Annotated in this window: 20 protein-coding genes and 1 riboswitch; of the genes, 13 read left to right on the top strand and 7 right to left on the bottom strand. The window is 72.2% G+C overall.

Annotation, left to right across the window (positions count from 1 at the left end):
• The first annotated feature begins 55 nt into the window (after positions 1–55).
• Positions 56–1,522 carry an amino acid permease gene (locus tag ACZ3I3_RS36455; protein WP_467372089.1) on the top strand — a complete coding sequence of 489 codons (1,467 nt, stop codon included), beginning with the start codon at positions 56–58 and terminating at the stop codon, positions 1,520–1,522.
• A gap of 10 nt (positions 1,523–1,532) precedes the next feature.
• On the top strand, positions 1,533–1,985 hold the full coding sequence (locus ACZ3I3_RS36450) for an Lrp/AsnC family transcriptional regulator (protein ID WP_010046396.1): 453 nt from the start codon (positions 1,533–1,535) through the stop codon (positions 1,983–1,985).
• Here the strand turns inward: ACZ3I3_RS36450 and ACZ3I3_RS36445 are convergent.
• Complete coding sequence (locus ACZ3I3_RS36445) at positions 1,982–2,455, bottom strand: hypothetical protein (protein ID WP_467372088.1); 474 nt, start codon at positions 2,453–2,455, stop codon at positions 1,982–1,984. The two genes, ACZ3I3_RS36450 and ACZ3I3_RS36445, sit on opposite strands and share 4 nt — an antisense overlap.
• 222 nt (positions 2,456–2,677) lie before the next feature.
• Here ACZ3I3_RS36445 and ACZ3I3_RS36440 point away from each other — a divergent pair, with 222 nt between their 5' ends.
• On the top strand, positions 2,678–3,874 hold the full coding sequence (locus tag ACZ3I3_RS36440) for an MFS transporter (RefSeq protein WP_467372087.1): 1,197 nt from the start codon (positions 2,678–2,680) through the stop codon (positions 3,872–3,874).
• Here ACZ3I3_RS36440 and ACZ3I3_RS36435 read toward each other — a convergent pair.
• Positions 3,843–4,421: a Repetin gene (locus ACZ3I3_RS36435; RefSeq protein ID WP_467372086.1), complete on the bottom strand. Its 579-nt coding sequence runs from the start codon at positions 4,419–4,421 to the stop codon at positions 3,843–3,845. The two genes, ACZ3I3_RS36440 and ACZ3I3_RS36435, sit on opposite strands and share 32 nt — an antisense overlap.
• Positions 4,422–4,719: 298 nt before the next feature.
• On the opposite strand from ACZ3I3_RS36435, the gene ACZ3I3_RS36430 reads away from it, so the two are divergent.
• Both ACZ3I3_RS36430 and ACZ3I3_RS36425 read left to right on the top strand, forming a co-directional pair.
• Positions 4,720–5,508: a carbon-nitrogen hydrolase family protein gene (locus ACZ3I3_RS36430; RefSeq protein ID WP_467372085.1), complete on the top strand. Its 789-nt coding sequence runs from the start codon at positions 4,720–4,722 to the stop codon at positions 5,506–5,508.
• Between the two features lie 47 nt (positions 5,509–5,555).
• Entirely contained in the window at positions 5,556–7,253 is a 1,698-nt protein-coding gene (locus ACZ3I3_RS36425) for a flavin monoamine oxidase family protein (protein ID WP_467372084.1), read from the top strand.
• Here the strand turns inward: ACZ3I3_RS36425 and ACZ3I3_RS36420 are convergent.
• On the bottom strand, positions 7,250–7,966 hold the full coding sequence (locus ACZ3I3_RS36420) for a DUF5995 family protein (protein ID WP_467372083.1): 717 nt from the start codon (positions 7,964–7,966) through the stop codon (positions 7,250–7,252). The two genes, ACZ3I3_RS36425 and ACZ3I3_RS36420, sit on opposite strands and share 4 nt — an antisense overlap.
• A gap of 175 nt (positions 7,967–8,141) precedes the next feature.
• On the opposite strand from ACZ3I3_RS36420, the gene ACZ3I3_RS36415 reads away from it, so the two are divergent.
• Positions 8,142–9,275, top strand: coding sequence for a glycoside hydrolase family 6 protein (locus tag ACZ3I3_RS36415; RefSeq protein WP_467372109.1), 1,134 nt, complete (start codon positions 8,142–8,144; stop codon positions 9,273–9,275).
• On the opposite strand, the gene ACZ3I3_RS36410 is transcribed toward ACZ3I3_RS36415, so the two are convergent.
• Together ACZ3I3_RS36410 and ACZ3I3_RS36405 are read right to left on the bottom strand one after the other, a co-directional pair.
• Complete coding sequence (locus ACZ3I3_RS36410; protein ID WP_467372082.1) at positions 9,254–10,636, bottom strand: uracil-xanthine permease family protein; 1,383 nt, start codon at positions 10,634–10,636, stop codon at positions 9,254–9,256. The genes ACZ3I3_RS36415 and ACZ3I3_RS36410 overlap by 22 nt on opposite strands.
• A 93-nt stretch (positions 10,637–10,729) precedes the next feature.
• Complete coding sequence (locus ACZ3I3_RS36405) at positions 10,730–11,935, bottom strand: MFS transporter (protein WP_467372081.1); 1,206 nt, start codon at positions 11,933–11,935, stop codon at positions 10,730–10,732.
• A 169-nt stretch (positions 11,936–12,104) separates the two neighbouring features.
• Between ACZ3I3_RS36405 and ACZ3I3_RS36400 the strand changes: the two genes are divergently transcribed.
• Positions 12,105–13,367, top strand: a complete 1,263-nt coding sequence (locus ACZ3I3_RS36400; protein WP_467372080.1) for an ROK family transcriptional regulator — start codon at positions 12,105–12,107, stop codon at positions 13,365–13,367.
• A gap of 13 nt (positions 13,368–13,380) precedes the next feature.
• Here ACZ3I3_RS36400 and ACZ3I3_RS36395 read toward each other — a convergent pair whose 3' ends face one another.
• Positions 13,381–14,157 (bottom strand): SDR family oxidoreductase, encoded by a 777-nt coding sequence (locus ACZ3I3_RS36395; protein ID WP_467372079.1) that lies wholly within the window; start codon positions 14,155–14,157, stop codon positions 13,381–13,383.
• A 615-nt stretch (positions 14,158–14,772) separates the two neighbouring features.
• Complete coding sequence (locus tag ACZ3I3_RS36390) at positions 14,773–15,660, bottom strand: RNA polymerase sigma-70 factor (RefSeq protein ID WP_467372078.1); 888 nt, start codon at positions 15,658–15,660, stop codon at positions 14,773–14,775.
• Positions 15,661–15,960: 300 nt separating this feature from the next.
• A riboswitch (FMN riboswitch) is annotated at positions 15,961–16,091 on the top strand.
• A gap of 144 nt (positions 16,092–16,235) precedes the next feature.
• On the opposite strand from ACZ3I3_RS36390, the gene ACZ3I3_RS36385 reads away from it, so the two are divergent.
• The 6 genes from ACZ3I3_RS36385 to hisG are packed head-to-tail and all read left to right on the top strand — an operon-like array spanning position 16,236 to position 20,478.
• Entirely contained in the window at positions 16,236–16,844 is a 609-nt protein-coding gene (locus ACZ3I3_RS36385; protein WP_467372077.1) for a riboflavin synthase, read from the top strand.
• Positions 16,841–17,485 carry a nicotinamide mononucleotide transporter family protein gene (locus ACZ3I3_RS36380; protein ID WP_467372076.1) on the top strand — a complete coding sequence of 215 codons (645 nt, stop codon included), beginning with the start codon at positions 16,841–16,843 and terminating at the stop codon, positions 17,483–17,485. The genes ACZ3I3_RS36385 and ACZ3I3_RS36380 overlap by 4 nt, the downstream gene beginning before the upstream one ends.
• Complete coding sequence (locus ACZ3I3_RS36375) at positions 17,482–18,771, top strand: bifunctional 3,4-dihydroxy-2-butanone-4-phosphate synthase/GTP cyclohydrolase II (RefSeq protein ID WP_467372075.1); 1,290 nt, start codon at positions 17,482–17,484, stop codon at positions 18,769–18,771. The genes ACZ3I3_RS36380 and ACZ3I3_RS36375 overlap by 4 nt, the downstream gene beginning before the upstream one ends.
• Before the next feature lie 20 nt (positions 18,772–18,791).
• Entirely contained in the window at positions 18,792–19,277 is a 486-nt protein-coding gene (gene ribH, locus ACZ3I3_RS36370) for a 6,7-dimethyl-8-ribityllumazine synthase (protein ID WP_010046367.1), read from the top strand.
• A gap of 34 nt (positions 19,278–19,311) precedes the next feature.
• The gene (locus tag ACZ3I3_RS36365; RefSeq protein WP_010046365.1) at positions 19,312–19,584 is read left to right on the top strand and encodes a phosphoribosyl-ATP diphosphatase; all 273 of its coding nucleotides are present in this window, start codon (positions 19,312–19,314) and stop codon (positions 19,582–19,584) included.
• A 45-nt stretch (positions 19,585–19,629) separates the two neighbouring features.
• The gene (gene hisG / locus ACZ3I3_RS36360) at positions 19,630–20,478 is read left to right on the top strand and encodes an ATP phosphoribosyltransferase (protein ID WP_020273518.1); all 849 of its coding nucleotides are present in this window, start codon (positions 19,630–19,632) and stop codon (positions 20,476–20,478) included.

Genomic DNA, 20,478 nt, shown 5'->3' with positions numbered 1-20,478 from the left:
CGGGGCGCTGCCGGTCCCCGCCGCCCAAGACCGGCAGTGACGAAGGAGTCAGCGCGTGCTCGACCAAGGCGCACCCCCGCACAGCAGTAGTCAGACCGCCCCGCCGTCCCCGGGCGTCGGCGCGCGCCTCATGCGTCGCAAGCCGGTGGAGAACCTGGTCGCGGAGGGTGGCCAGGGCGAGGGAGGCTCGCTGCGGCGCTCCCTCGGCCTGTGGCAACTCACCATGATCAGCATCGGTGCCACCCTCGGCACCGGCATCTTCGTCGTGCTCGGCGAGGCCGTCCCCAAGGCGGGCCCCGCCGTCACGGTCTCCTTCGTCATCGCCGGTCTGACCGCCCTGTTCTCGGCCCTGTCCTACGCCGAGCTGGCGGGTACCATCCCGGTCTCCGGCTCCTCGTACTCGTATGCGTACGCAACGATGGGCGAACTGATCGCCTGGATATGCGGCTGGTGCCTGGTTCTGGAGTACGGCGTGTCCGTCGCCGCCGTCGCCGTCGGCTGGGGCGAGTACCTCAACGAACTGCTCGACGGGACCATCGGCGTCACCATCCCTGCCGCCCTGTCCGCCCCGCCCGGCGACGGCGGGGTGTTCAACCTGCCCGCGCTGATCGTCGTCCTGCTCGCGATGGCGTTCCTGCTGGGCGGCGCCCGCGAGTCCGCCCGCGCCAACACCGTCATGGTCATCGTGAAGATCGCCGCGCTGGTGATGTTCTGCGCCATCGGCGTCCAGGGCTTCCGCTCCGGCAACTACGAGAACTTCATGCCGCTGGGCATGGCGGGCGTCAGCGCCGCCGGTGCCACGCTGTTCTTCTCCTACATCGGTTTCGACGCAGCCTCCACCGCCGGCGAGGAGGCGAAGAACGCCCAGCGCGACCTCCCGCGCGCGATCATGCTGTCGCTCGTCATCGTCACCACGCTGTACGTCCTCGTCGCCGCCGTCGCGGTCGGCGCCAAGCCCTGGAAGAACTTCACCGACTCCGAGGCCGCCCTCGCCCAGATCATGCGCGAGGTCACCGGGCAGACCTTCTGGGGCACGCTGCTGGCCTTCTGCGCCGTCATCGCCATCGCGAGCGTGGTGCTGACCGTGCTCTACGGCCAGACCCGCATCCTCTTCGCCATGTCCCGTGACGGCCTCGTGCCGAAGGTGTTCGCCAAGGTCCACCCGAAGACCGGCACGCCCCGCGCCAACACCCTCATCGTCTCCCTGTTCTGCGGTGTCCTGGCCGCCGCGATCCCGCTCGGGGAGCTCGCCAACGCCACCAGCATCGGCACCCTGTTCGCCTTCGCGCTGGTCAACGTGGCCGTCGTGGTGCTGCGCCGGACCAAGCCGGACATGCCCCGCACCTTCCGCGTGCCGCTCTCCCCGGTCCTGCCCGCCCTGGGCTTCGCCTTCTGCGTCTGGATGATGCGCAGCCTGCCGACCGTGACCTGGGTCGTCTTCGGTGTCTGGATGGCCGCCGGGCTCGTGTTCTACTTCGTGTACGGCTATCGCCGTTCCCGACTCGCACCATCCGAAAAGTGACCGACCCACTGTGCTGAACGATCTCGACGAACGCATCGTGCACGCCCTCGCCGAGGACGCCCGCCGCTCCTACGCCGACATCGGCCACATCGTCGGCCTGTCCGCGCCCGCCGTGAAACGGCGCGTGGACCGGCTGCGGGCCACCGGAGCCATCACCGGCTTCACCGTACGGGTGGACCCGGGCGCCCTCGGCTGGCAGACCGAGGGGTTCGTCGAGATCTACTGCCGGGGCAACACCTCCCCGGAGACCATCCAGCGGGGCCTGGAGCGCTACCAGGAGGTCGTGGCCGCGTCCACCGTCACCGGGGACGCGGACGCGATCGCCCAGGTCTTCGCCTCCGACATGCGCCACTTCGAACGGGTCCTGGAGCGGATCGCCGGGGAGCCGTTCGTCGAGCGCACCAAGTCCGTGCTCGTGCTGTCGCCGCTGCTGCGGCGCTTCTCGTCGGGGTCGCCGACCTAGGGTGTGCCGTCGGCGCCGCCGACCCTGCGCACCGCCCTCAGCAGGCGCCGAACGCCGAGCGCGTGTCCGCCCGTCATCATGAGGAGACGACCGTAGAGGGCGCCGGCCGGGCCGGGGAACCTCGCCCGGGTCTCGGCACGCAGCCGGGTGTGTCCCGGGCCGGCCTCGTCCAGGTGGAAGAGCAGGGCGTACGTCGAGAAGTGATGACGCCCGACGAGGACCAGCTCCGCCCCCGGAACCGCGGCAGCCACCCGGAACCCCGGAATCGTCGAGCCCTCCCCCAGGGGACGGGGCCCGGAGGCCGTGCGGTCGGCGCAACCGACCAGGCACGCGTACGCGGCCGCTCGGCCACCCCCGAAGGAGCGGTCCAGAACCTCACCGAGCGCGCCCCACACGACCCCGGCGTCCGCCGCGACGACCGTCGTGTGCTCGTCGACGTACGGCAGGGAGAGCAGTGCGGCGGCGTCCATGGAGCCCCCTTCGCCGACCGGACCGGTTCGGTTTGCCCGGCCAGTCTCGCGCGCCTGGCCGTGAGGAGGACGGCCCTCTGGGGATTCTCGCTGGGCTCCGGGCCCCGGCCCGCCTACCATCGGTGTCATGACCTGGCGACATTGATCCACCAGCCGCGCCTCCCGAGGGCCGCCTCGGACGCCGTACCTCCGGCATCCGATCCGTCCCTGCGGGAAGGCCTCATGACACTCTCACCTGCACGCGTGCCCGCCACCGGCGTCCGGCGGCTGACGACCACGCTGTACGGCTACGCGTTCCTCGACGACTTCGTCCTGCTCTACCCGGTGTACGCGCTGCTGTTCGCCGACACCGGCATGTCGCTCTGGCAGATCTCCTCCCTGTTCGCCCTGTGGTCGATCACCTCGGTGGTGCTGGAAGTGCCCTCCGGCGCCTGGGCCGACGCCATGTCGCGCCGCAGGCTGCTGTGGATCGGCCCGCTGCTCACCGCCGCAGGCTTCGCGCTGTGGGTGGTCGTCCCGTCGTACTGGGCCTTCGCGGCCGGCTTCGTCCTGTGGGGCGCGGGCGGGGCGCTCGGCTCCGGCGCCCTGGAGGCGCTGGTGTACGACGAGCTGGACCACCTCGGCGCCGCCGGCCGGTACGCGCGGGTCATGGGCCGGGCCCGGGCCGCGCGGCTGGTGGGCACCGTGGCCTCGCTCGGCCTCGCGGGGCCCGTCTTCGCCCAGGGCGGTTACGCGGCCGTCGGTGCCGCCAGCTTCCTGGCCTGTGTGCTGACCGCCCTCACCGCGACCCGGTTCCCAGAGCACCGGCTGCGGCCCGACGACGCAGGCGACAGCTGGGCGACGATCCTGCGGACCGGTCTCGCCGAGGTCCGCGGGGACCGTGCGGTGCGCGGCGCCCTGCTGCTGATTCCGGCCGTGGCCGCGGTGTGGGGCGCGCTCGACGAGTACACCCCGCTGCTGGTCCGGGACATCGGCGTCGCGGAGGCGACCGTGCCCTACCTGATCATGCTGATCTGGGCGGGCGTCACCGTCGGCAGCCTCCTGGCCGGACCGGCCGAGCGCCTCGGCCCGGCCGGTCTCGCCACGCTGCTCGCGGGCGCCGCACTCGCCCTGGCCGTGGGCGCCGCGTCCCGCTCACTGGCCGGTATCGCCCTCGTGAGCCTCGCCTTCGCCGGGTTCCAGCTGGCGGAGGTGCTGGCCGACGTCCGCCTCCAGCACCGTATCGACGAGTCCCGCCGGGCCACGCTCACCTCCGTCGCGAGCCTGGGCACCGAGCTGGCGACGGTCGCCACGTTCGGCGTGTACGCGCTGCTCGGCACGGACATGGCGCACAGCACCGTCTTCGCGGTGCTGGCGATCCCCTATCTGGTGACAGCGCTGGCGCTGGCTAGAGCTCGGGCTGCCAGGGCACGACCGTGAAGTCGCCCGTCCCCTTCCTGACCTTCTCGAAGGGGGCGGATCCCACGCACTTGGGCAGCTCCTTCGTCTCGACGGGGCTGCCCGTGGACGCCCAGCTGTAGCCGAGCCGGTCGTGCCGGCCGGCATCGTGGACGGTGATGCCGACCCGCTTGCCCTCGGCCCCCGGCAGGTCGGACTCGGTGATCACACCGGAGACGACGGCGACCTTCCCGCCGGTCAGCAGGCAGTCGACCTCGGCCTTCGCCCGGGCGCCCTCGCCGTTCAGGTAGTGGCTGAACTCGAATGTGCCGGTCGCCTTCATCGGGTCGGCCTTGTCCTTCGCGGCCAGATGTGCGTCGAACGAGAACGTGATGTCGTCCCCGGCCGACCGGTACAGCTTGGCCTCGCCGGTGAGCGCGGCGGCCTCACGCCTGCTCTCGTCGGGGGCGGAGGCTGTAGTGCTCTCGCGCTTCCCGTCGGGGCCGGCGGCTCCGGCCGAGCCGGCCGCGGCGGCGACCGTGAGCAGCAGGGCGGAGCCGAGTAAGGCGGTCCTCGTACGGCGGTTCATGGCGGTCCTTTCCGCAGGTGACGCACGTCGACTGGACGCTCACCACTGTCCCGGCGCGGCGCCCTCGCCACATCGCACCGGGGACGGGACCCGGCCTCCGCCGCCCGGCGGAGAAAGGCCGTTCGGGCATGCGCCCGGGGAAGGACCGTCAGGGCCCGCAACGAATCGCCGCCGACCCGCCGGCGAACGCAATGATCCGCTCACGGACGCGCAACGGCTGCTCCTTGTCCGGCCGGAGCCTCCGACCGTACCGTCTATCAGGCCCCCCGAAACCCCCGCGTACCGGTGAGGAACACGCATGCGCACCGCCCTGCTCCAGAGCTCCGGCCGACCCGGCTCCACCGTCGAGAACCTCAAGGTCCTCGACGAGGCCGCGGGCCGGGCCGCCGCCGCGGGCGCCGGGCTGCTGGTCGCGCCGGAGATGTTCCTGACCGGGTACGCGATCGGCGACGACATCGGCCGGCTCGCCGAGCCCGCCGACGGCGACTGCGCCGACGCCATCGCCGAGACCGCGACCCGGCACGGACTGGCGATCGCCTACGGCTACCCCGAGCGGGCCGGCGAGACGGTGTTCAACTCCGCCCAGCTGATCTCCGCCGACGGCACGCGTCTCGCCAACTACCGCAAGACGCACCTCTTCGGCTGCTTCGAGCGCGACCACTTCACGCCCGGGGACCAGCCGGTCGTCCAGGCGGAGCTCGACGGCCTGCGCGTCGGGATCCTGATCTGCTACGACGTCGAGTTCCCGGAGAACGTCCGCGCCCACGCCCTCGCCGGCACCGACCTGCTGGTCGTCCCGACGGCGCAGATGCACCCGTTCCAGTTCGTCGCCGAGTCGATGATCCCGGTGCGCGCCTTCGAGAACCAGATGTACGTCGCGTACGTCAACCGGGTCGGCCGGGAGGGCGAGTTCGAGTTCGTGGGGCTGTCCACGCTCGCCGGGCCCGACGGGGTCGCCCGGACCCGGGCCGGGCGCGCCGAGGAGCTGGTCCTCGCCGACGTCGACCCCGTCTTCCTCGCCGCCTCGCGCGAGGCCAACCCGTATCTGCGGGACCGGCGCCCGGGCCTCTACGGGCCGCTCGTCTGACTTCCCCCCGCACCCTGCCTGTTTCCTCTGCAAGGAGTCCGTACCTCATGACGTCCACCGTGCCCAACGCCGTCGAGCACGCAGACGCGCAGCAGCCGCCGATCACCATGTTCGGCCCGGACTTCCCGTACGCCTACGACGACTTCCTCGCCCACCCGGCGGGCCTCGGGCAGATACCCGCGACCGAGCACGGCACGGAGGTCGCGGTCATCGGCGGCGGCCTGTCCGGCATCGTCGCCGCGTACGAGCTGATGAAGATGGGCCTCAAGCCGGTCGTGTACGAGGCCGATCAGATCGGCGGGCGGCTGCGGACGGTGGGCTTCGACGGGTGCGACGACTCCCTGACCGCCGAGATGGGCGCGATGCGCTTCCCGCCGTCCTCCACGGCCCTCCAGCACTACATCGACCTGGTCGGCCTTCAGACGCGGCCCTTCCCCAACCCCCTGGCGGAGACGACCCCGTCGACCGTCGTCGACCTCAAGGGCGAGTCGCACTACGCCGAGACGATCGCCGACCTGCCCCAGGTCTACCGGGACGTCGCGGAGGCCTGGAACCGGTGCCTGGAGGAGGGCGCCGACTTCTCCGACATGAACCGCGCCCTGCGCGAGCGGGACGTCCCGCGCATCCGCGAGATCTGGTCCCGGCTCGTCGAGAAGCTCGACAACCAGACCTTCTACGGCTTCCTCTGCGACTCCGAGGCGTTCCGGTCCTTCCGGCACCGCGAGATCTTCGGCCAGGTCGGCTTCGGCACGGGCGGCTGGGACACCGACTTCCCGAACTCCATCCTGGAGATCCTGCGCGTCGTCTACACCGAGGCCGACGACCACCACCGCGGCATCGTCGGCGGCTCCCAGCAACTCCCGCTGCGCCTGTGGGAGCGCGAGCCGGAGAAGATCGTCCACTGGGCCTACGGGACCTCCCTCGCGAGCCTCCACGACAACCGTGAGCCCCGCCCGGCCGTCACCCGCCTGCACCGCACCGCCGGCAACCGCATCACCGTGACCGACGCGCGCGGCGACATCCGCACCTACCCGGCGGCGATCTTCACCGCACAGTCCTGGATGCTGCTGTCGAAGATCGACTGCGACGACTCGCTCTTCCCCATCGACCACTGGACCGCCATCGAGCGCACGCACTACATGGAGAGCTCCAAGCTCTTCGTGCCGGTCGACCGGCCGTTCTGGCTCGACAAGGACGAGGAGACCGGTCGGGACGTCATGTCGATGACGCTCACCGACCGGATGACGCGCGGGACCTACCTGCTCGACAACGGCCCGGACCAGCCCGCCGTCATCTGCCTCTCCTACACCTGGTGCGACGACAGCCTCAAGTGGCTGCCGCTGTCCGCGAACGAGCGGATGGAGGTCATGCTGAAGTCGCTCGGCGAGATCTATCCCAAGGTCGACATCCGCAAGCACATCATCGGCAACCCGGTGACCGTCTCCTGGGAGAACGAGCCCTACTTCATGGGCGCGTTCAAGGCCAACCTGCCCGGCCACTACCGCTACCAGCGGCGCCTGTTCACGCACTTCATGCAGGACCGGCTGCCCGAGGACAAGCGCGGCGTCTTCCTCGCCGGCGACGACATCTCCTGGACGGCCGGCTGGGCCGAGGGCGCCGTCCAGACCGCCCTCAACGCGGTCTGGGGCGTCATGCACCACTTCGGCGGCACGACCGACCCGGCCAACCCGGGCCCCGGCGACGTCTACGACGAGATCGCGCCCGTCGAGCTGCCCGAGGACTAGCGGGAAGCGAGCCGCGGTTCGGGCAGGGGCGTGAGCAGCATGCGCCCCGCGAAGCCCACCGCCGTGTCCAGGCGCTCGGTGAACTCCTCGGCGACGTCGGGGAATCCGCGCAGCGCCCACAGCGCCCGGGCCGCCGTCCAGGTGGCGTCTCGGGCGCGCTCCAGGCTCCATGAGCCGAGCAGATGCGTCAGCGGGTCCGCGATCTGGAGGAGATCGGGGCCCGGCATCAGCTCTTCGCGGATGCGCTCCTCCAGCGAGACGAGGAGATCGCCCACCGCGTCGAACTCGTCCTCCAGCTCGGCGGGTGCGCAGTCGAGCGTACGGCAGGTGTCCACGACGGCCAGCGCGAGATCGTGCCCGATGTGCGCGTTGATGCCCGCCAGCGCGAACTGCAGCGGACGTACCCCGGGATGGCGCCGGAACTGGAACAGGGGCCGCCAGCAGGCCGGCGGGCGCCGCTCGCCGGCCACCGCCTCGACGGCCTCCAGGTACCGCTGCGCGAACCGAACGTCCAGCGTGATCGCGGCGTACGGGTCCGTGAACCGCCCGGTGTCGACGCACCGGTCCACCGCTTCCGTCACGGCGAGGTAGACGCGGTTGAAGACGGCCACCCCGTCCCGGGGGTGCAGGGTCGCGTCGAGGGCGCGCATACGGGAGATGACTCCGTCGACCGGAGTGTCCAGGGCTGGGGGGACTTGTTCGCATCGCGGCATGCGGGCAGAGTCCCAGCTCTAGGCTGGCGGGAGTACCGGCAGGCCCGGCGCTTCCCCGGAACGGGGGAACGCCGCCCGCCGCAGGGGGAGGGGGACCCGCACCGTGTCAGGCTCGCGTGCCCAGCGCCTGGCCGCCCGCAGGGCCGAGCGCAGGCGTGCCGTACGGCGTGGCGCGATGGTCGTGGCAGCCTCCGTCGTGGTCGCGGCCGGCTCGGTCGCCGGAGTGCTGTCCGCGTTCGGCGAGCGGCGCGGCCCGGATCAGGCCAAGCGCCCCGTGGTGTCCGCGTCGCCCCGTCTGGCGCCCTTGCCCGCGGCGCCGTCGGCATCCCCGTCACCCACCGAGTCCGCTTCCCCCACGCCCGCCACCTCCGCGCCCGTGACGCCGAGCCCCACGCCGTCGCCGTCGCGAACCCGCACGAAGCAGGAGCGGACCAGCCCCGTGAGCACCCGGCTCTACCGCCACCCCGACTCCCAGGTGCTCGACTGGGTCCGGGACAACTCCGGCGATCCTCGCCACGCGGTCATCGCCTCCCGCATCGCCGGCCAGCCGGCCGCCGTCTGGTTCGCCGACTACTCCCCGGACACGCTCACCGCGCGGGTCGCCGCGGTGACGTCGGGCGGTGCCGCGCTGGGCCGGGTGCCCGTCCTCGTGGCCTACGCGATCCCCGGCCGGGACTGCGGCGGGTACTCCCAGGGCGGGGCGCCCGACCTGGACGCCTACGACGCGTGGATCGACCGGTTCGCCGACGGGCTGGGCTCCGGCGAGGTCATCGTCGTCCTGGAGCCGGACTCGGTCGCCCAGGCCGAGTGCCTGTCCGCCGGTGAGCGCGCGGACCGCTTCGCCTCGCTGGCCCGGGCCGGACGTGTCCTGAAAGCCGCCAATCCGCGGACCCGCGTGTACTTCGACGCGGGGCACTCGGGCTGGAACGCGCCCGGCAAGCAGGCGGCGTGGCTGCGGCAGGCCGGTGCCGCCTCGCCCGCCTCCTCCGACGGGATCTTCAGCAACGTCTCCAACTTCCACACCACGGCCGCCGAGGTCGCCTACGACCGGCGGGTCCTGGACGCGCTCGGCGGCCCGCCGGGCCTGGGCGCCGTCATCGACACCAGCCGCAACGGCAACGGCGCCCCGCCCGACGGCACCTGGTGCGACCCGGCGGGCCGCAAGCTCGGCCGGACACCGACCCTCAGCACCGGCGAGGACCGGATCGACGCCTATCTCTGGGTCAAGCTGCCGGGGGAGTCGGACGGCTGCAAGGGCGAGCCGGGGACGTTCACAGCGTCCTACGCCTACGACTTGGCCTCGTCGTAGGAGCTGGTGCCCTCGTCCAGCAGCGGCTGCTGCGTCTTCAGGTGCGGCGGGGCGAAGGCCCGCAGCGCGTGGTAGCCGGTGATGACGACGAGCGTGCCGAGCGCGATGCCGCTCAGCGAGAAGGTGTCCGTGATCTTCATGGAGACGTTGCCGACGCCGATGATGATGCCGGCCGCCGCCGGGACCAGATTCAGCGGATTGCGCAGGTCCACCCCGGCGTTGAGCCAGATCTGGGCACCGAGCAGGCCGATCATGCCGTACAGGATCACGGTGATGCCGCCGAGCACACCGCCCGGGATGGCGGCGACGACCGCGCCGAACTTCGGGCAGATGCCGAAGAGCAGGGCGAAGCCGGCGGCGGCCCAGTAGGCGGCCGTGGAGTAGACGCGGGTCGCGGCCATCACGCCGATGTTCTCGGAGTACGTGGTGTTGGGCGGGCCGCCGACCGCGGTGGACAGCATCGAGCCGACGCCGTCGGCCGCGATCGCCGTGCCGAGCTTGTCGTCCAGCGGGTCGCCGGTCATCTCGCCGACCGCCTTGACGTGCCCGGCGTTCTCCGCGACCAGGGCGATGACGACCGGCAGGGCCACCAGGATCGCCGACCACTCGAACGACGGGGCGTGCAGGGTCGGCAGCCCGATCCAGTCGGCCTGGCCCACGCCGGAGAGGTCGAGCCGCCAGTGGTCGGTGAGCTTGCCGCTCGCGTCCACCGAGTGGATCCTGCCGAAGACCAGGTCGAAGACCCAGGAGGTGCCGTACCCGAAGACCAGCCCCAGGAAGATCGCGATCCGGGACCAGAAGCCGCGCAGGCAGACGACCGCCAGCCCGGTGAACAGCATCACCAGCAGCGCCGTCCACTGGTCCTGCGGCCAGTACGTCGAGGCCGTCACCGGCGCCAGGTTGAAGCCGATGAGCATCACCACCGCGCCGGTCACCACCGGGGGCATCGCGGCATGGATGATCCGCGCCCCGAACCGCCGCACGGCGAGCCCCACGAGGAACAGCGCGACGCCGACGACGAACACCGCGCCGGTGACGGTGGCGCTGCTGCCGCCCTGCGCGCGGATGACCGCCGCCACGCCGACGAAGGACAGCGAGCAGCCCAGGTAGCTGGGGACGCGGCCGCGGGTGGCGAGCAGGAACACGACGGTCGCGACGCCCGACATCATGATCGCGAGATTGGGGTCCAGGCCCATCAGCACCGGAGCCACGAAGGACGCTCCGAACATGGCCACCACGTGCTGGGCACCGAGCCCGGCCGTGCGGGGCCAGGAGAGCCGCTCGTCGGGGCGGACCACCGCTCCGGGCGCCGGGGTGCGTCCGTCGCCGCCGTGCAGTTTCCAGCGGACGCCGAGATCCATGGTGCGGTTTCGCTTTCGTCGTGCGTGCGAGTGTCCGGACCATTGTCGGGGTGCGTCAGCGGTGGTGATGACCCAGGGCGGTCGGACGCCCGTTCAGGGGCGCGGGTCGGGTACCGCCGCGTCCGGCCGACCGATCGTCGCCCGGTCGCCGGGGCGCAGCACGCGCGCGAACGCGACCAGCCCGCAGGACAGCAGAGTCACCAGGGCGAACGACACCATCAGGCTCGTCGCCTGCGCCAGCAGGCCGATCGCGCTCGGTGCGACCAGGCCCGAGGTGTACGTGATGGTCGCGACGCCCGCGATCGCCAGGCTCGGGTTGGACCCGCTGCGGCCCGCCGCCGCGAAGCACAGCGGTACGACGACGGCGATGCCCAGCCCCATCAGCGCGAACCCCGTCATCGCCACCGCCGGGTGCTCCGCGACCACGATCATCACCCCGCCGAGGACGGCGAACACGCCGCTCGCCCGCACCGTCCGCACGGCACCGAAGCGGTCCACGACCTTGTCACCGGCGATCCGGGCGACGGCCATGGTGAGCGTGAAGCCCGTCGTGCACGCCGCGGCGAGACCGGCCGAGGTCTCCAACTGCTCGCGCAGATAGACCGCCGACCAGTCCAGGCTCGCGCCCTCGGCGAACACCGCGCAGAACCCGATCGCGCCGATGAGCAGCGCCGACCGGGGCGGCAGCGCGAACCGCGGCGGCGGCTCCTCGTCCTCGGCGGGCTGGAGGTCGAGCACCCACTGGCAGGACAGCACGCCGACGACGGTGAGGACCGCGGCGGCCAGGACGTGGTGCAGCCGGGCGTCCGAACCGAGGTGCGCGGCGAGCGTGCCGGCCGCCGAGCCGACCAGGGCGCCCGCGCTCCACATGCCGTGCAGACCGGACATGATCGACCGGCCGAGACGGTTCTCGACCTCGACGCCCAGCGCGTTCATCGCCACGTCCGCCATGCCCGCCGTGGCGCCGTAGGTGAACAGGGCCAGGCAGAGCGTGAGCAGGTTCGGGGCGAGGGACGGCAGGACCAGCGACAGCGTCCACAGGGCGATCAGTCCGCGCAGCGCGTTGCGGGCACCGAAGCGGTGGCTGACGCTGCCGGCGAGCGGCATCGCGACGGACGCGCCGAGCGCGGGGAAGGCGAGCGCGATCCCCAACTGACCGGCGCTGACGCCCGCGTGGTCCTGGATCCACGGCACGCGGGTGGCGAACGAGCCGGTCACGGCGCCGTGCACGGCGAAGACGGCGGCCACGGCGTACCGCGACCGCTTCACCTCGCGCTCGTCATAGACCACGTTGCTCATTCTCCGGCCCCCGTCCTCTCCTGGTCTTCCCCGCGTGGGCACCCGTCGGCGCGTGTCAGCGGGCGTCGGCGGGCGTAAACTATCAGGAACCCTGCCTGATAGATAAGGGGATGACCGGTCGGCCGGAGCACCCGGCCATGCGGCCCCACAGATCTGGAAGGATCCCGGCATGCCCGCATCCCCGAGCACCGCCCGGGCCATCAACGACCGGCTCGCCCTGCGCCTGCTCCAGCAGGAGGGCCCGCTGACGGCGGGGCAGTTGAAGCACCTGACCGGTCTGTCCCGGCCGACCGTCGCCGACCTCGTCGAACGCCTCACCGCCGCAGGGCTGATCGAGGTGGTCGGCGAGGCGGGGGAGCAGCGCCGCGGGCCCAACGCCAAGGTGTACGGCATCGTCGCCGACCGGGCGCACCTCGCCGCGCTGGACGTACGCATGGAGGGTGTCGCCGTGGCCGTCGCGGACCTGGTGGGACGGGTGCTGGCCGAGGAGTCGGTGCCCATCGGCGGCGACACGGGGACGGGCCCCGCCGTGGAGCAGGCGGTGGCGCTGGTCGAGCGCGTGGTGAAGGAGGCCGGCGCGGACCGTCTGCACACCGTCGGGATCGGGGCGCCCGGCCTGATCGACCCGGCCAGCGGCGAACTCCGCGACTCCTCCGGGCTGCCGGAGTGGCACCGCCGGCTCGTCGCCGCCCTCCAGGAGCGGCTGCCCGAGGCCCGGGTGAGCGTGGAGAACGAGACCAACCTCGCGGCTTTGGCGGAGCAGCGTGACGGGGCGGCCCAGGACCGGGACACCTTCGTCCTGCTGTGGCTCGGCCACGGAACGGGCGCGGCGGTGGTCCTCGACGGCGCGCTGCGGCGCGGTGCCTCCGGCGGCACCGGCGAGATCGGCTTCCTCCCGGTCCCGGGCGCGGCCGGGCTGCCGTCCTCGAAGGACTGCGAGGGCGGGTTCCACTCCCTGGCGGCGTCGGCCGCGGTCGTGGACCTCGCGGCGCGGTACGGGGTTTCACCGGAGCCGGGGCAGGAGCCGTCGATGGTGGGGGTGGTGCGGGCGGCGGTCGGTGTGGTGCGGTCGGCGGTGCGCGACGTGCGGGCGGCGGAGACGGGGCCCGAGGTGTCCGGGTCCCCCACGGCCGTCCCCGCCGCCCGTTTCCTCGACGCCCTCGCCGATCGTCTCGCCGTCGGTGTCGCCGCGGTCGTCGCGATCCTGGACCCCGGTTGCGTGGTGCTCGGCGGCGAGGTCGGCCGAGCGGGCGGCGACGAACTCGCCGCCCGCGTGCAGGACCGCATCGCCCGGATGACCCCGCTGCCCACGGAGGTACGGACAACGGCACTCGGCGGCAGCGCGGTCCTGCGCGGCGCCCTCCTCACGGCCCGCGACCGCGCCCAGGAAGAACTCTTCGCTCCGGGGGAGCGGCCCGTACAGCGGTGGTAGTCCGGCCCGGGTGTCACGCCCGGGACTGCCCGCTGCCCGCCCGTGCCTGCTCGCCCCCGTACCGCCGCGCCAGGTACTCCTCGAAGGTGCCCGTGCCGGTCGCCCGCTGCGGTGCCAGGTGACCACCGCTGCGGAACCCCCGGAACGCCGCGCCCCACAGCGGTACGTTCACCACCGCCCGGCGCCGCCCGGTCGCCTTCAGATACGCGCGGGCCAGGGACTCGATCGTCCGCACCTGCGGCCCGCCCATGTCCTCGACCCGCCCCGCCGGCGCCCCGGCCGCCAGTCCGGCCAGCCGGTCGGCGACCTCGGCCACCTCGACCGGCTGGTCCCGGACACCCGCCGGCAGGAACAGGACCGGCAGCTTCGCCAGCCCCTGGAACAGCATGACGAGCAGGTCGTGGAACTGCGTCGCCCGCAGCACGGTCCAGTCGAGCCCCGACTGCTCGATCAGCTTCTCCACCGCGAGCTTGCTCTTGTAGTAGCGGAACGGCACCCGGTCGACGCCCACGATGGAGATGTAGACGAGGTGCCGCACACCGGCCCCGCGCGCCGCCCTGATGAGGTTCACCGCCGCCTGCTCGTCGCCCTTGGGCGCTGACGCGCAGTGCACGATCGTGTCCACACCGGCGACGGCCGCGTCCAGCGCGGCACCGCCCTCCCGCAGGTCGACCGCGTACGGCTGGGTGTGCCGGCTGAGCACCCGCACGTCGTGCCCGTCCGCGCGCAGCCGCTCGACGACGAGCCGGCCGAGCGTTCCGGTGCCACCGGTCACCAGGATCGTGGTCATGCTGTTCAGTCCCTTCGGAACGCCGGCGCTCCCGGCCGGAGCGCCCTCTGCAACTGAGACCGGACAGCCCCTGCCGGATGTGACATCCCCGCGCGGCGACCCGGGACCGCGTCCGTCGTCGCGCGCTTCGTGCCCGGCGCGACTGGCGTCCCGCGCGCCGGTGATCGGCGTCCTGCGCCGGTGATCCGCGTCCGGCCCGACGTTCCGCGACTCGCGTGGTGATCTGCGACCCGCGTGGAGTTCCGCGACGGCGCCTGGCGTTCGCGTCTCGTGCCCGGCGCGACTGGCGTCCCGCGCCGATGATCCGCGTCCCGCGCCGATGATCCGCGTCCCGCGCCGACGCCCCGCGCCCCGGGCTACGCCCCGCGACCCGCGCTACGCCCCGCGCCCCGCGCCCCGCCCGACGATCCGCGACCGCGCGCCCTTCGATCCGAGCCCGGTGCCCGGCATGACCGACGTCCCGTTCCGCCCCACGGCCCACGGCCCGTGACCCGCGCCCGGCGTCCCGCTCCCGCAGGCGACCACGCGCCCCCGCCCCGGCGGACTACGGCCGGCTGAGCTGGCGCCGCGTGCGTCCCGCTCCCGCAGGCGACCACGCGCCCCCGCCCCGGCGGACTACGGCCGGCTGAGCTGGCGCCGCGCGAACGCCAGTTTCTCCGGGTTGACCACGGCCCGCACGCCCACGACCAGCCCGTCGCGCACCTCGAACGCCGCCAGGCCGACGAGGGTGTCGCCCGCCCAGCTGGCAAGCCCCGTCGCGCCGTTGACCTCGGTGACGGTGAACTCCAGGCCCACCGAGAACTTCGGGCCCCCGCCCGCCAGGAACTGGGCGACCCTCGGCCCGCCCTCGACCGGCCACCGGGCAGCGGTGACCTTGCCGCCCCCGTCGCTCCACCAGGTCGCGTCCGCCGCGAGCAGCTTCTCCAGCCCGGCCAGGTCGCCCTCGCGGGCCGCCGTGATGAACGACGTGACGAGATCCTGCTGCCGCTCGGACGCGGCCTCGAACCGGGCCTGCGGCTCGCCCACCCGCCGTACGGCCCGCCGGTACAGCTGGCGGCAGTTGGCCTCGCTCAGATCAAGAACGCCGGCGATCTCCCGGTGCCCGTAGCCGAACGCCTCCCGCAGCACGTACACCGCCCGCTCGGCCGGCGTGAGCCGCTCCAGGAGCACCAGCATCGCCATCGACACGGCGTCCCGCTGCTCGGCCGACTCCAGCGGGCCGAGCGCGCCGTCCGCGGTCACCACCGGCTCGGGCAGCCAGGTGCCGACGTACCGCTCGCGCCGGGCCCGGGCGGAGGTCAGCCGGTTCAGACAGAGGTTGGTGACGACCTTGGCGAGCCAGGCCGCCGGATGTTCGATCTCCGCGCGGTCCGCGCCGCTGAAGCGCAGATACGCGTCCTGGACCGCGTCCTCCGCCTCCTGCGCGGAGCCCAGCAGCCGGTAGGCGAGCGAGAACAGCCGGGGCCGGTGGGTCTCGAACTCCTCGGCGAGCGTGGTGGTCATACGCCTCACCCTGCCAGAACACCGTCCGTGCGGCGTGGGAAGGCCCGACGGCGGGCAAGGGCCGTCGTCACCGCCGCCGGGCCGGTCGGGCGAGATGCGCACGACCCTAGAAAGGACTAGACCACATCGTCAATAGGTGTGTACCAACGCGAGGGTCGTCCCGCAAGGGTGGGCGTGCGCACGGGAGTTGCATCATCCTGTCGCGCTCGGGAAGGGCGGCGACACGTTCTGTGAGGCATCCCACACCGCTCGCCCGTCTGGACATCGATCAGGCGTGGCACACTGGCCTTGTATCAGTAGCAGCGCACTCCGGGGTCGGTGAAAGTCCGAACCGGCGGTTACAGTCCGCGACCCGGTCGCCTCCAGCGGCCGGTTGACCAGGTGAAATTCCTGGACCGACGGTTAAAGTCCGGATGGGAGGCAGTGCGCGGCGAGCGGGCATATGTGCGCGCCGCCCAAGAAGTCCGTCCTCCGGGCGGACTCCGTCCGGCGTCGTTCCCGGTGTCCTCGCTCGTAGATCTGTCGTCATCGACAGCCCCGGAGTCCGTGCCCGAAGAGGCAGGAGGACCCGGGAAGTGTTCACCGGAATCGTCGAAGAGCTGGGCGAGGTCACCGCCGTCGAGACCCTCGACGACGCCTGTCGCTTCCGTCTGCGAGGCCCCGTCGTCACCCAGGGCGCGAAACACGGCGACTCCATCGCCGTCAACGGCGTCTGCCTCACGGTCGTCGACCACGAGGGCGACGAGTTCACCGCCGACGTGATGGCCGAGACCCTCAACCGCTCCAGCCTCGGCGCGCTCAAGGCAGGCTCCCGCGTCAACCTCGAACGCCCCATGGCCGTCGGCGAACGCCTCGGCGGGCACATCGTGCAGGGCCATGTGGACGGCACCGGCGAGATCCTGGAGCGCAAGCCGTCCGACAACTGGGAGATCGTGAAGATCTCCCTCCCCGTGGACCTCACCCGGTACGTCGTCGAGAAGGGCTCCATCACCGTCGACGGCATCAGCCTCACGGTCGTCGACGCCGGCCCCGACTACTTCACCGTCAGCCTCATCCCCACCACCCTCGACCTGACCACGCTCGGCCACAAGCAGCCCGGCGACCCGGTCAACCTCGAGGTGGACGTCATCGCCAAGTACGTCGAGCGGATGCTGGGCGACCGTGCGCAGGGGGCGACCCAGTGAACTGGCTCAACTCCGAGGCCTTCACGCTCTTCGGCCAGCACATCAAGTGGTCGGACATGATCGGCAACGTGATCGGCCTGCTCGCCCTCGCCCTCGGCTGGCGCCGCTCCATATGGACCTGGCCCGCCCAGTTCGTCTCCGGCCTGATCCTCTTCACGGCCTTCGCCACCGCCCACCTCTCCGGCAGCGCCGGCAAGCAGATCGTCGTGATGCTCGTCGCCACGTACGGCTTCTGGCAGTGGAACCGCGGCCGGCAGCAGGCCCAGGACGGCTCCATCGCCGTACGGTTCGCGACCTGGCGCGAGCGTGGGGTGCTGGCCGGCGCCGCCGCCCTCGGCACCCTCGCGGTCGGCGGCCTGTTCACGGCCTTCCCGACCCTGTCCTGGGACCCCTGGCCGGACGCGTACATCTTCGTCGGCACGATCGTCGCGATGTACGCCCAGGCCCGCGGCATGGTCGAGTTCTGGTTCGCCTGGCTGCTGGTCGACCTGGTCGGCGTCCCGCTGAACTTCGCCAACGGCTTCGCCTTCTCCGGCTTCGTCTACGTCATCTACGGCGCGCTCGTCCTGTGGGGCCTGCGCGACTGGTGGCTGCGCTCCCGCGCGGCAGCGCAGCCCGCCCTGGAAGGAGCGCCGGCATGAGCACGGCACCGATCCTGTACGGCACCGACGGCTTCGAGGACCTCACGCTCGACCCGGTCGAGCAGGCCATCGCCGACATCGCGGCCGGCCGCCCGGTCGTGGTCGTCGACGACGAGGACCGGGAGAACGAGGGCGACCTCGTCATCGCCGCCGAGAAGGCGACCCCCGAGATCGTCGCCTTCATGATGAGCGAGTGCCGCGGCCTGATCTGCGCGCCCATGGAGGGCGACGAACTCGACCGGCTGCGCCTGCCGCAGATGGTCGAGGACAACACCGAGTCGATGAAGACCGCGTTCACGGTCTCCGTCGACGCCTCCGCCGCGCACGGCGTCAGCACCGGCATCTCGGCCTCCGACCGCGCCACCACGCTCCAGCTGCTCGCCGACGGCGTCTCGGGACCCGACGACTTCGTCCGCCCGGGCCACATCTTCCCGCTGCGCTCCCGGCCCGGCGGGGTCCTGACGCGCGACGGCCACACCGAGGCCGCCGTCGACCTCGCCCGCCTCGCGGGCCTGCGCCCGGCCGGCGCGATCGTCGAGATCGCCGGTGAGGACGGCACGATGCTGCGCCTGCCCGAGCTGGTCCCCTTCGCCCGCAAGCACGGCCTGACGATCATCTCCATCGAGGACCTGATCGCCTACCGCCGCAGCAGCGAGCCCACCGTCCGCCGCGAGGCCAGGACCCAACTGCCCACCGCCCACGGCACCTTCACGGCCTACGGCTACCGCTCCACCGTCGACGGCGTCGAGCACGTCGCCCTGGTGCACGGCGAGATCGGCGACGGCCAGGACGTCCTCGTCCGCGTCCACTCCGAATGCCTCACCGGCGACGTCTTCGGCTCCGCCCGCTGCGACTGCGGCCCCCAGCTGGACGCCTCGCTGGCCCGTATCCAGGCCGAGGGCCGCGGAGTCGTGGTCTACCTGCGCGGTCATGAGGGCCGCGGCATCGGCCTGATGTCCAAGCTGCGCGCCTACGAACTCCAGGAGCGCGGCCGCGACACCCTCGACGCCAACCTCGAACTCGGCCTGCCCGCCGACGCCCGTGACTACGCCGCCGGAGCCCAGATCCTCGCCGACCTCGGCGTGCGCGGCGTCCGCCTGCTGACCAACAACCCCGACAAGACCGACGCGCTCACCCGCCACGGCATCGTGGTGAAGGCGCGCGTGCCGATGCCCGTGAGCGCCGGCGAGCACAACCTCCGTTACCTGCGCACCAAGCGGGACCGGATGGGCCACGACCTGCCCTGGCTGGACACGACCACCGTGCCGGCCTGCGGCAACCAGTAAGAGAGCACAGAGGGAGAGACGTGAGCGGCAAGGGTGCACCGGAGCTGTCCGTACGCAATGTGGGTGACCTCAGGGTCGCCGTCATCGCGGCACAGTGGCACGAGAAGGTGATGGACGGTCTGGTCGACGGTGCCCTGCGCGCCCTGCACGACCTGGGCATCGACGAGCCGACCCTCCTCAGGGTCCCCGGCAGCTGGGAACTCCCCGTCGTCGCCAAGGTCCTCGCGGGCCGCGGCTACGACGCGATCGTCGCCCTCGGCGTCGTCATCCGTGGCGGCACGCCCCACTTCGAGTACGTGTGCCAGGGCGTGACCCAGGGCCTCACCCAGGTCTCCGTCGACACCGGCGTCCCCGTCGGCTTCGGCGTGCTGACCTGCGACACGGAGGAGCAGGCCCTGGACCGCGCCGGCCTCGAGGGCTCCAACGAGGACAAGGGACACGAGGCGGTGACGGCCGCGGTGGCGACCGCGGCCACCCTCCGCTCAGTATCCGAACCCTGGCGCTGACGAAGGGCACCTGTGGCATAGGCTGAGCGTCACCATGTCCAAGAAGACGTTCGAGGAGCTCTTCACCGAGCTCCAGCACAAGGCCGCCCACGGCGACCCCGCCACTTCCCGCACCGCAGAACTGGTCGAGAAGGGCGTCCATGCCATCGGCAAGAAGGTCGTCGAAGAGGCCGCCGAGGTCTGGATGGCCGCCGAGCACGAGGGCAAGGAGGCGGCTGCCGAGGAGATCTCGCAGCTGCTGTACCACGTCCAGGTGATGATGGTCGCCCGCGGCATCTCCCTCGACGACGTCTACGCCCACCTGTAAGCCGCCCCGTTTCCGCAAGACACCCACGCAAAGGAAGCCGACCTCATGCTGCGCATCGCCGTCCCCAACAAGGGTTCCCTGTCAGGCCCTGCGGCGGAGATGCTGCATGAGGCCGGCTACCAGCAGCGCCGGGAGTCCAAGGAGCTGCGGATCGTCGACCCGACGAACGAGGTCGAGTTCTTCTACCTCCGGCCCCGCGACATCGCGATCTACGTCGCCTCCGGCCAGCTGGACATCGGCCTCACCGGCCGGGACCTGCTGATCGACTCCGGCGCCGACGCGGAGGAGATCCTCGCCCTCGGCTTCGCCCGCTCCACCTTCCGCTACGCCGGCAAGCCCGGCACCATCAGCGGCCTGGCGGACCTGGCGGGCAAGACCGTCGCCACCTCCTACGAGGGCATCGTCGCGGCCCACCTCGCCGAGCACGGCATCGACGCCTCCGTCGTCCACCTCGACGGCGCCGTCGAGACCGCCATCCAGCTCGGCGTCGCCCAGGTCATCGCGGACGTCGTCGAGACCGGCACCTCGCTGCGCAACGCGGGCCTGGAGGTCGTGGGCGAGCCGATCATGCAGTCCGAGGCCGTCGTGATCCGCCGCACCGGCGCGGACGGCGACGACCCCAAGGTGCAGCAGTTCCTGCGCCGCCTCCAGGGCGTCCTGGTCGCCCGGACGTACGTGATGATGGACTACGACTGCCGCGTCGAGCAGCTGGAGAAGGCCGTCGCCCTCACCCCCGGCCTGGAATCGCCGACCGTGTCCCCGCTGCACAACGAGGGCTGGGTCGCCGTCCGCGCGATGGTCCCGGCCAAGGAAGCGCAGCGGATCATGGACGACCTGTACGACATCGGCGCCCGGGCCATCCTGACCACGGCCATCCACGCCTGCCGTCTGTGA

The sequence above is a fragment of the Streptomyces sp. NPDC016851 genome (genome assembly GCF_055562795.1).
Note: the sequence above shows the minus strand (reverse complement) of the source record. Positions and strands in the feature narration are given on the sequence as shown.

Excerpts from the sequence above, each read along its gene's own strand:
- ACZ3I3_RS36430 (WP_467372085.1), top strand. The coding sequence starts at position 4,720 with ATGCGCACCGCCCTGCTCCAGAGCTCCGGCCGACCCGGCTCCACCGTC.
- ACZ3I3_RS36375 (WP_467372075.1), top strand. The coding sequence starts at position 17,482 with ATGAGCACGGCACCGATCCTGTACGGCACCGACGGCTTCGAGGACCTC.
- ACZ3I3_RS36425 (WP_467372084.1), top strand. The coding sequence starts at position 5,556 with ATGACGTCCACCGTGCCCAACGCCGTCGAGCACGCAGACGCGCAGCAG.
- ACZ3I3_RS36435 (WP_467372086.1), bottom strand. The coding sequence starts at position 4,421 with ATGAACCGCCGTACGAGGACCGCCTTACTCGGCTCCGCCCTGCTGCTC.
- ACZ3I3_RS36420 (WP_467372083.1), bottom strand. The coding sequence starts at position 7,966 with ATGCCGCGATGCGAACAAGTCCCCCCAGCCCTGGACACTCCGGTCGAC.
- ACZ3I3_RS36400 (WP_467372080.1), top strand. The coding sequence starts at position 12,105 with ATGCCCGCATCCCCGAGCACCGCCCGGGCCATCAACGACCGGCTCGCC.
- ACZ3I3_RS36405 (WP_467372081.1), bottom strand. The coding sequence starts at position 11,935 with ATGAGCAACGTGGTCTATGACGAGCGCGAGGTGAAGCGGTCGCGGTAC.
- ACZ3I3_RS36395 (WP_467372079.1), bottom strand. The coding sequence starts at position 14,157 with ATGACCACGATCCTGGTGACCGGTGGCACCGGAACGCTCGGCCGGCTC.
- ACZ3I3_RS36445 (WP_467372088.1), bottom strand. The coding sequence starts at position 2,455 with ATGGACGCCGCCGCACTGCTCTCCCTGCCGTACGTCGACGAGCACACG.
- ACZ3I3_RS36415 (WP_467372109.1), top strand. The coding sequence starts at position 8,142 with ATGGTCGTGGCAGCCTCCGTCGTGGTCGCGGCCGGCTCGGTCGCCGGA.
- ACZ3I3_RS36365 (WP_010046365.1), top strand. The coding sequence starts at position 19,312 with ATGTCCAAGAAGACGTTCGAGGAGCTCTTCACCGAGCTCCAGCACAAG.
- ACZ3I3_RS36440 (WP_467372087.1), top strand. The coding sequence starts at position 2,678 with ATGACACTCTCACCTGCACGCGTGCCCGCCACCGGCGTCCGGCGGCTG.
- ACZ3I3_RS36390 (WP_467372078.1), bottom strand. The coding sequence starts at position 15,660 with ATGACCACCACGCTCGCCGAGGAGTTCGAGACCCACCGGCCCCGGCTG.
- hisG (WP_020273518.1), top strand. The coding sequence starts at position 19,630 with ATGCTGCGCATCGCCGTCCCCAACAAGGGTTCCCTGTCAGGCCCTGCG.
- ACZ3I3_RS36410 (WP_467372082.1), bottom strand. The coding sequence starts at position 10,636 with ATGGATCTCGGCGTCCGCTGGAAACTGCACGGCGGCGACGGACGCACC.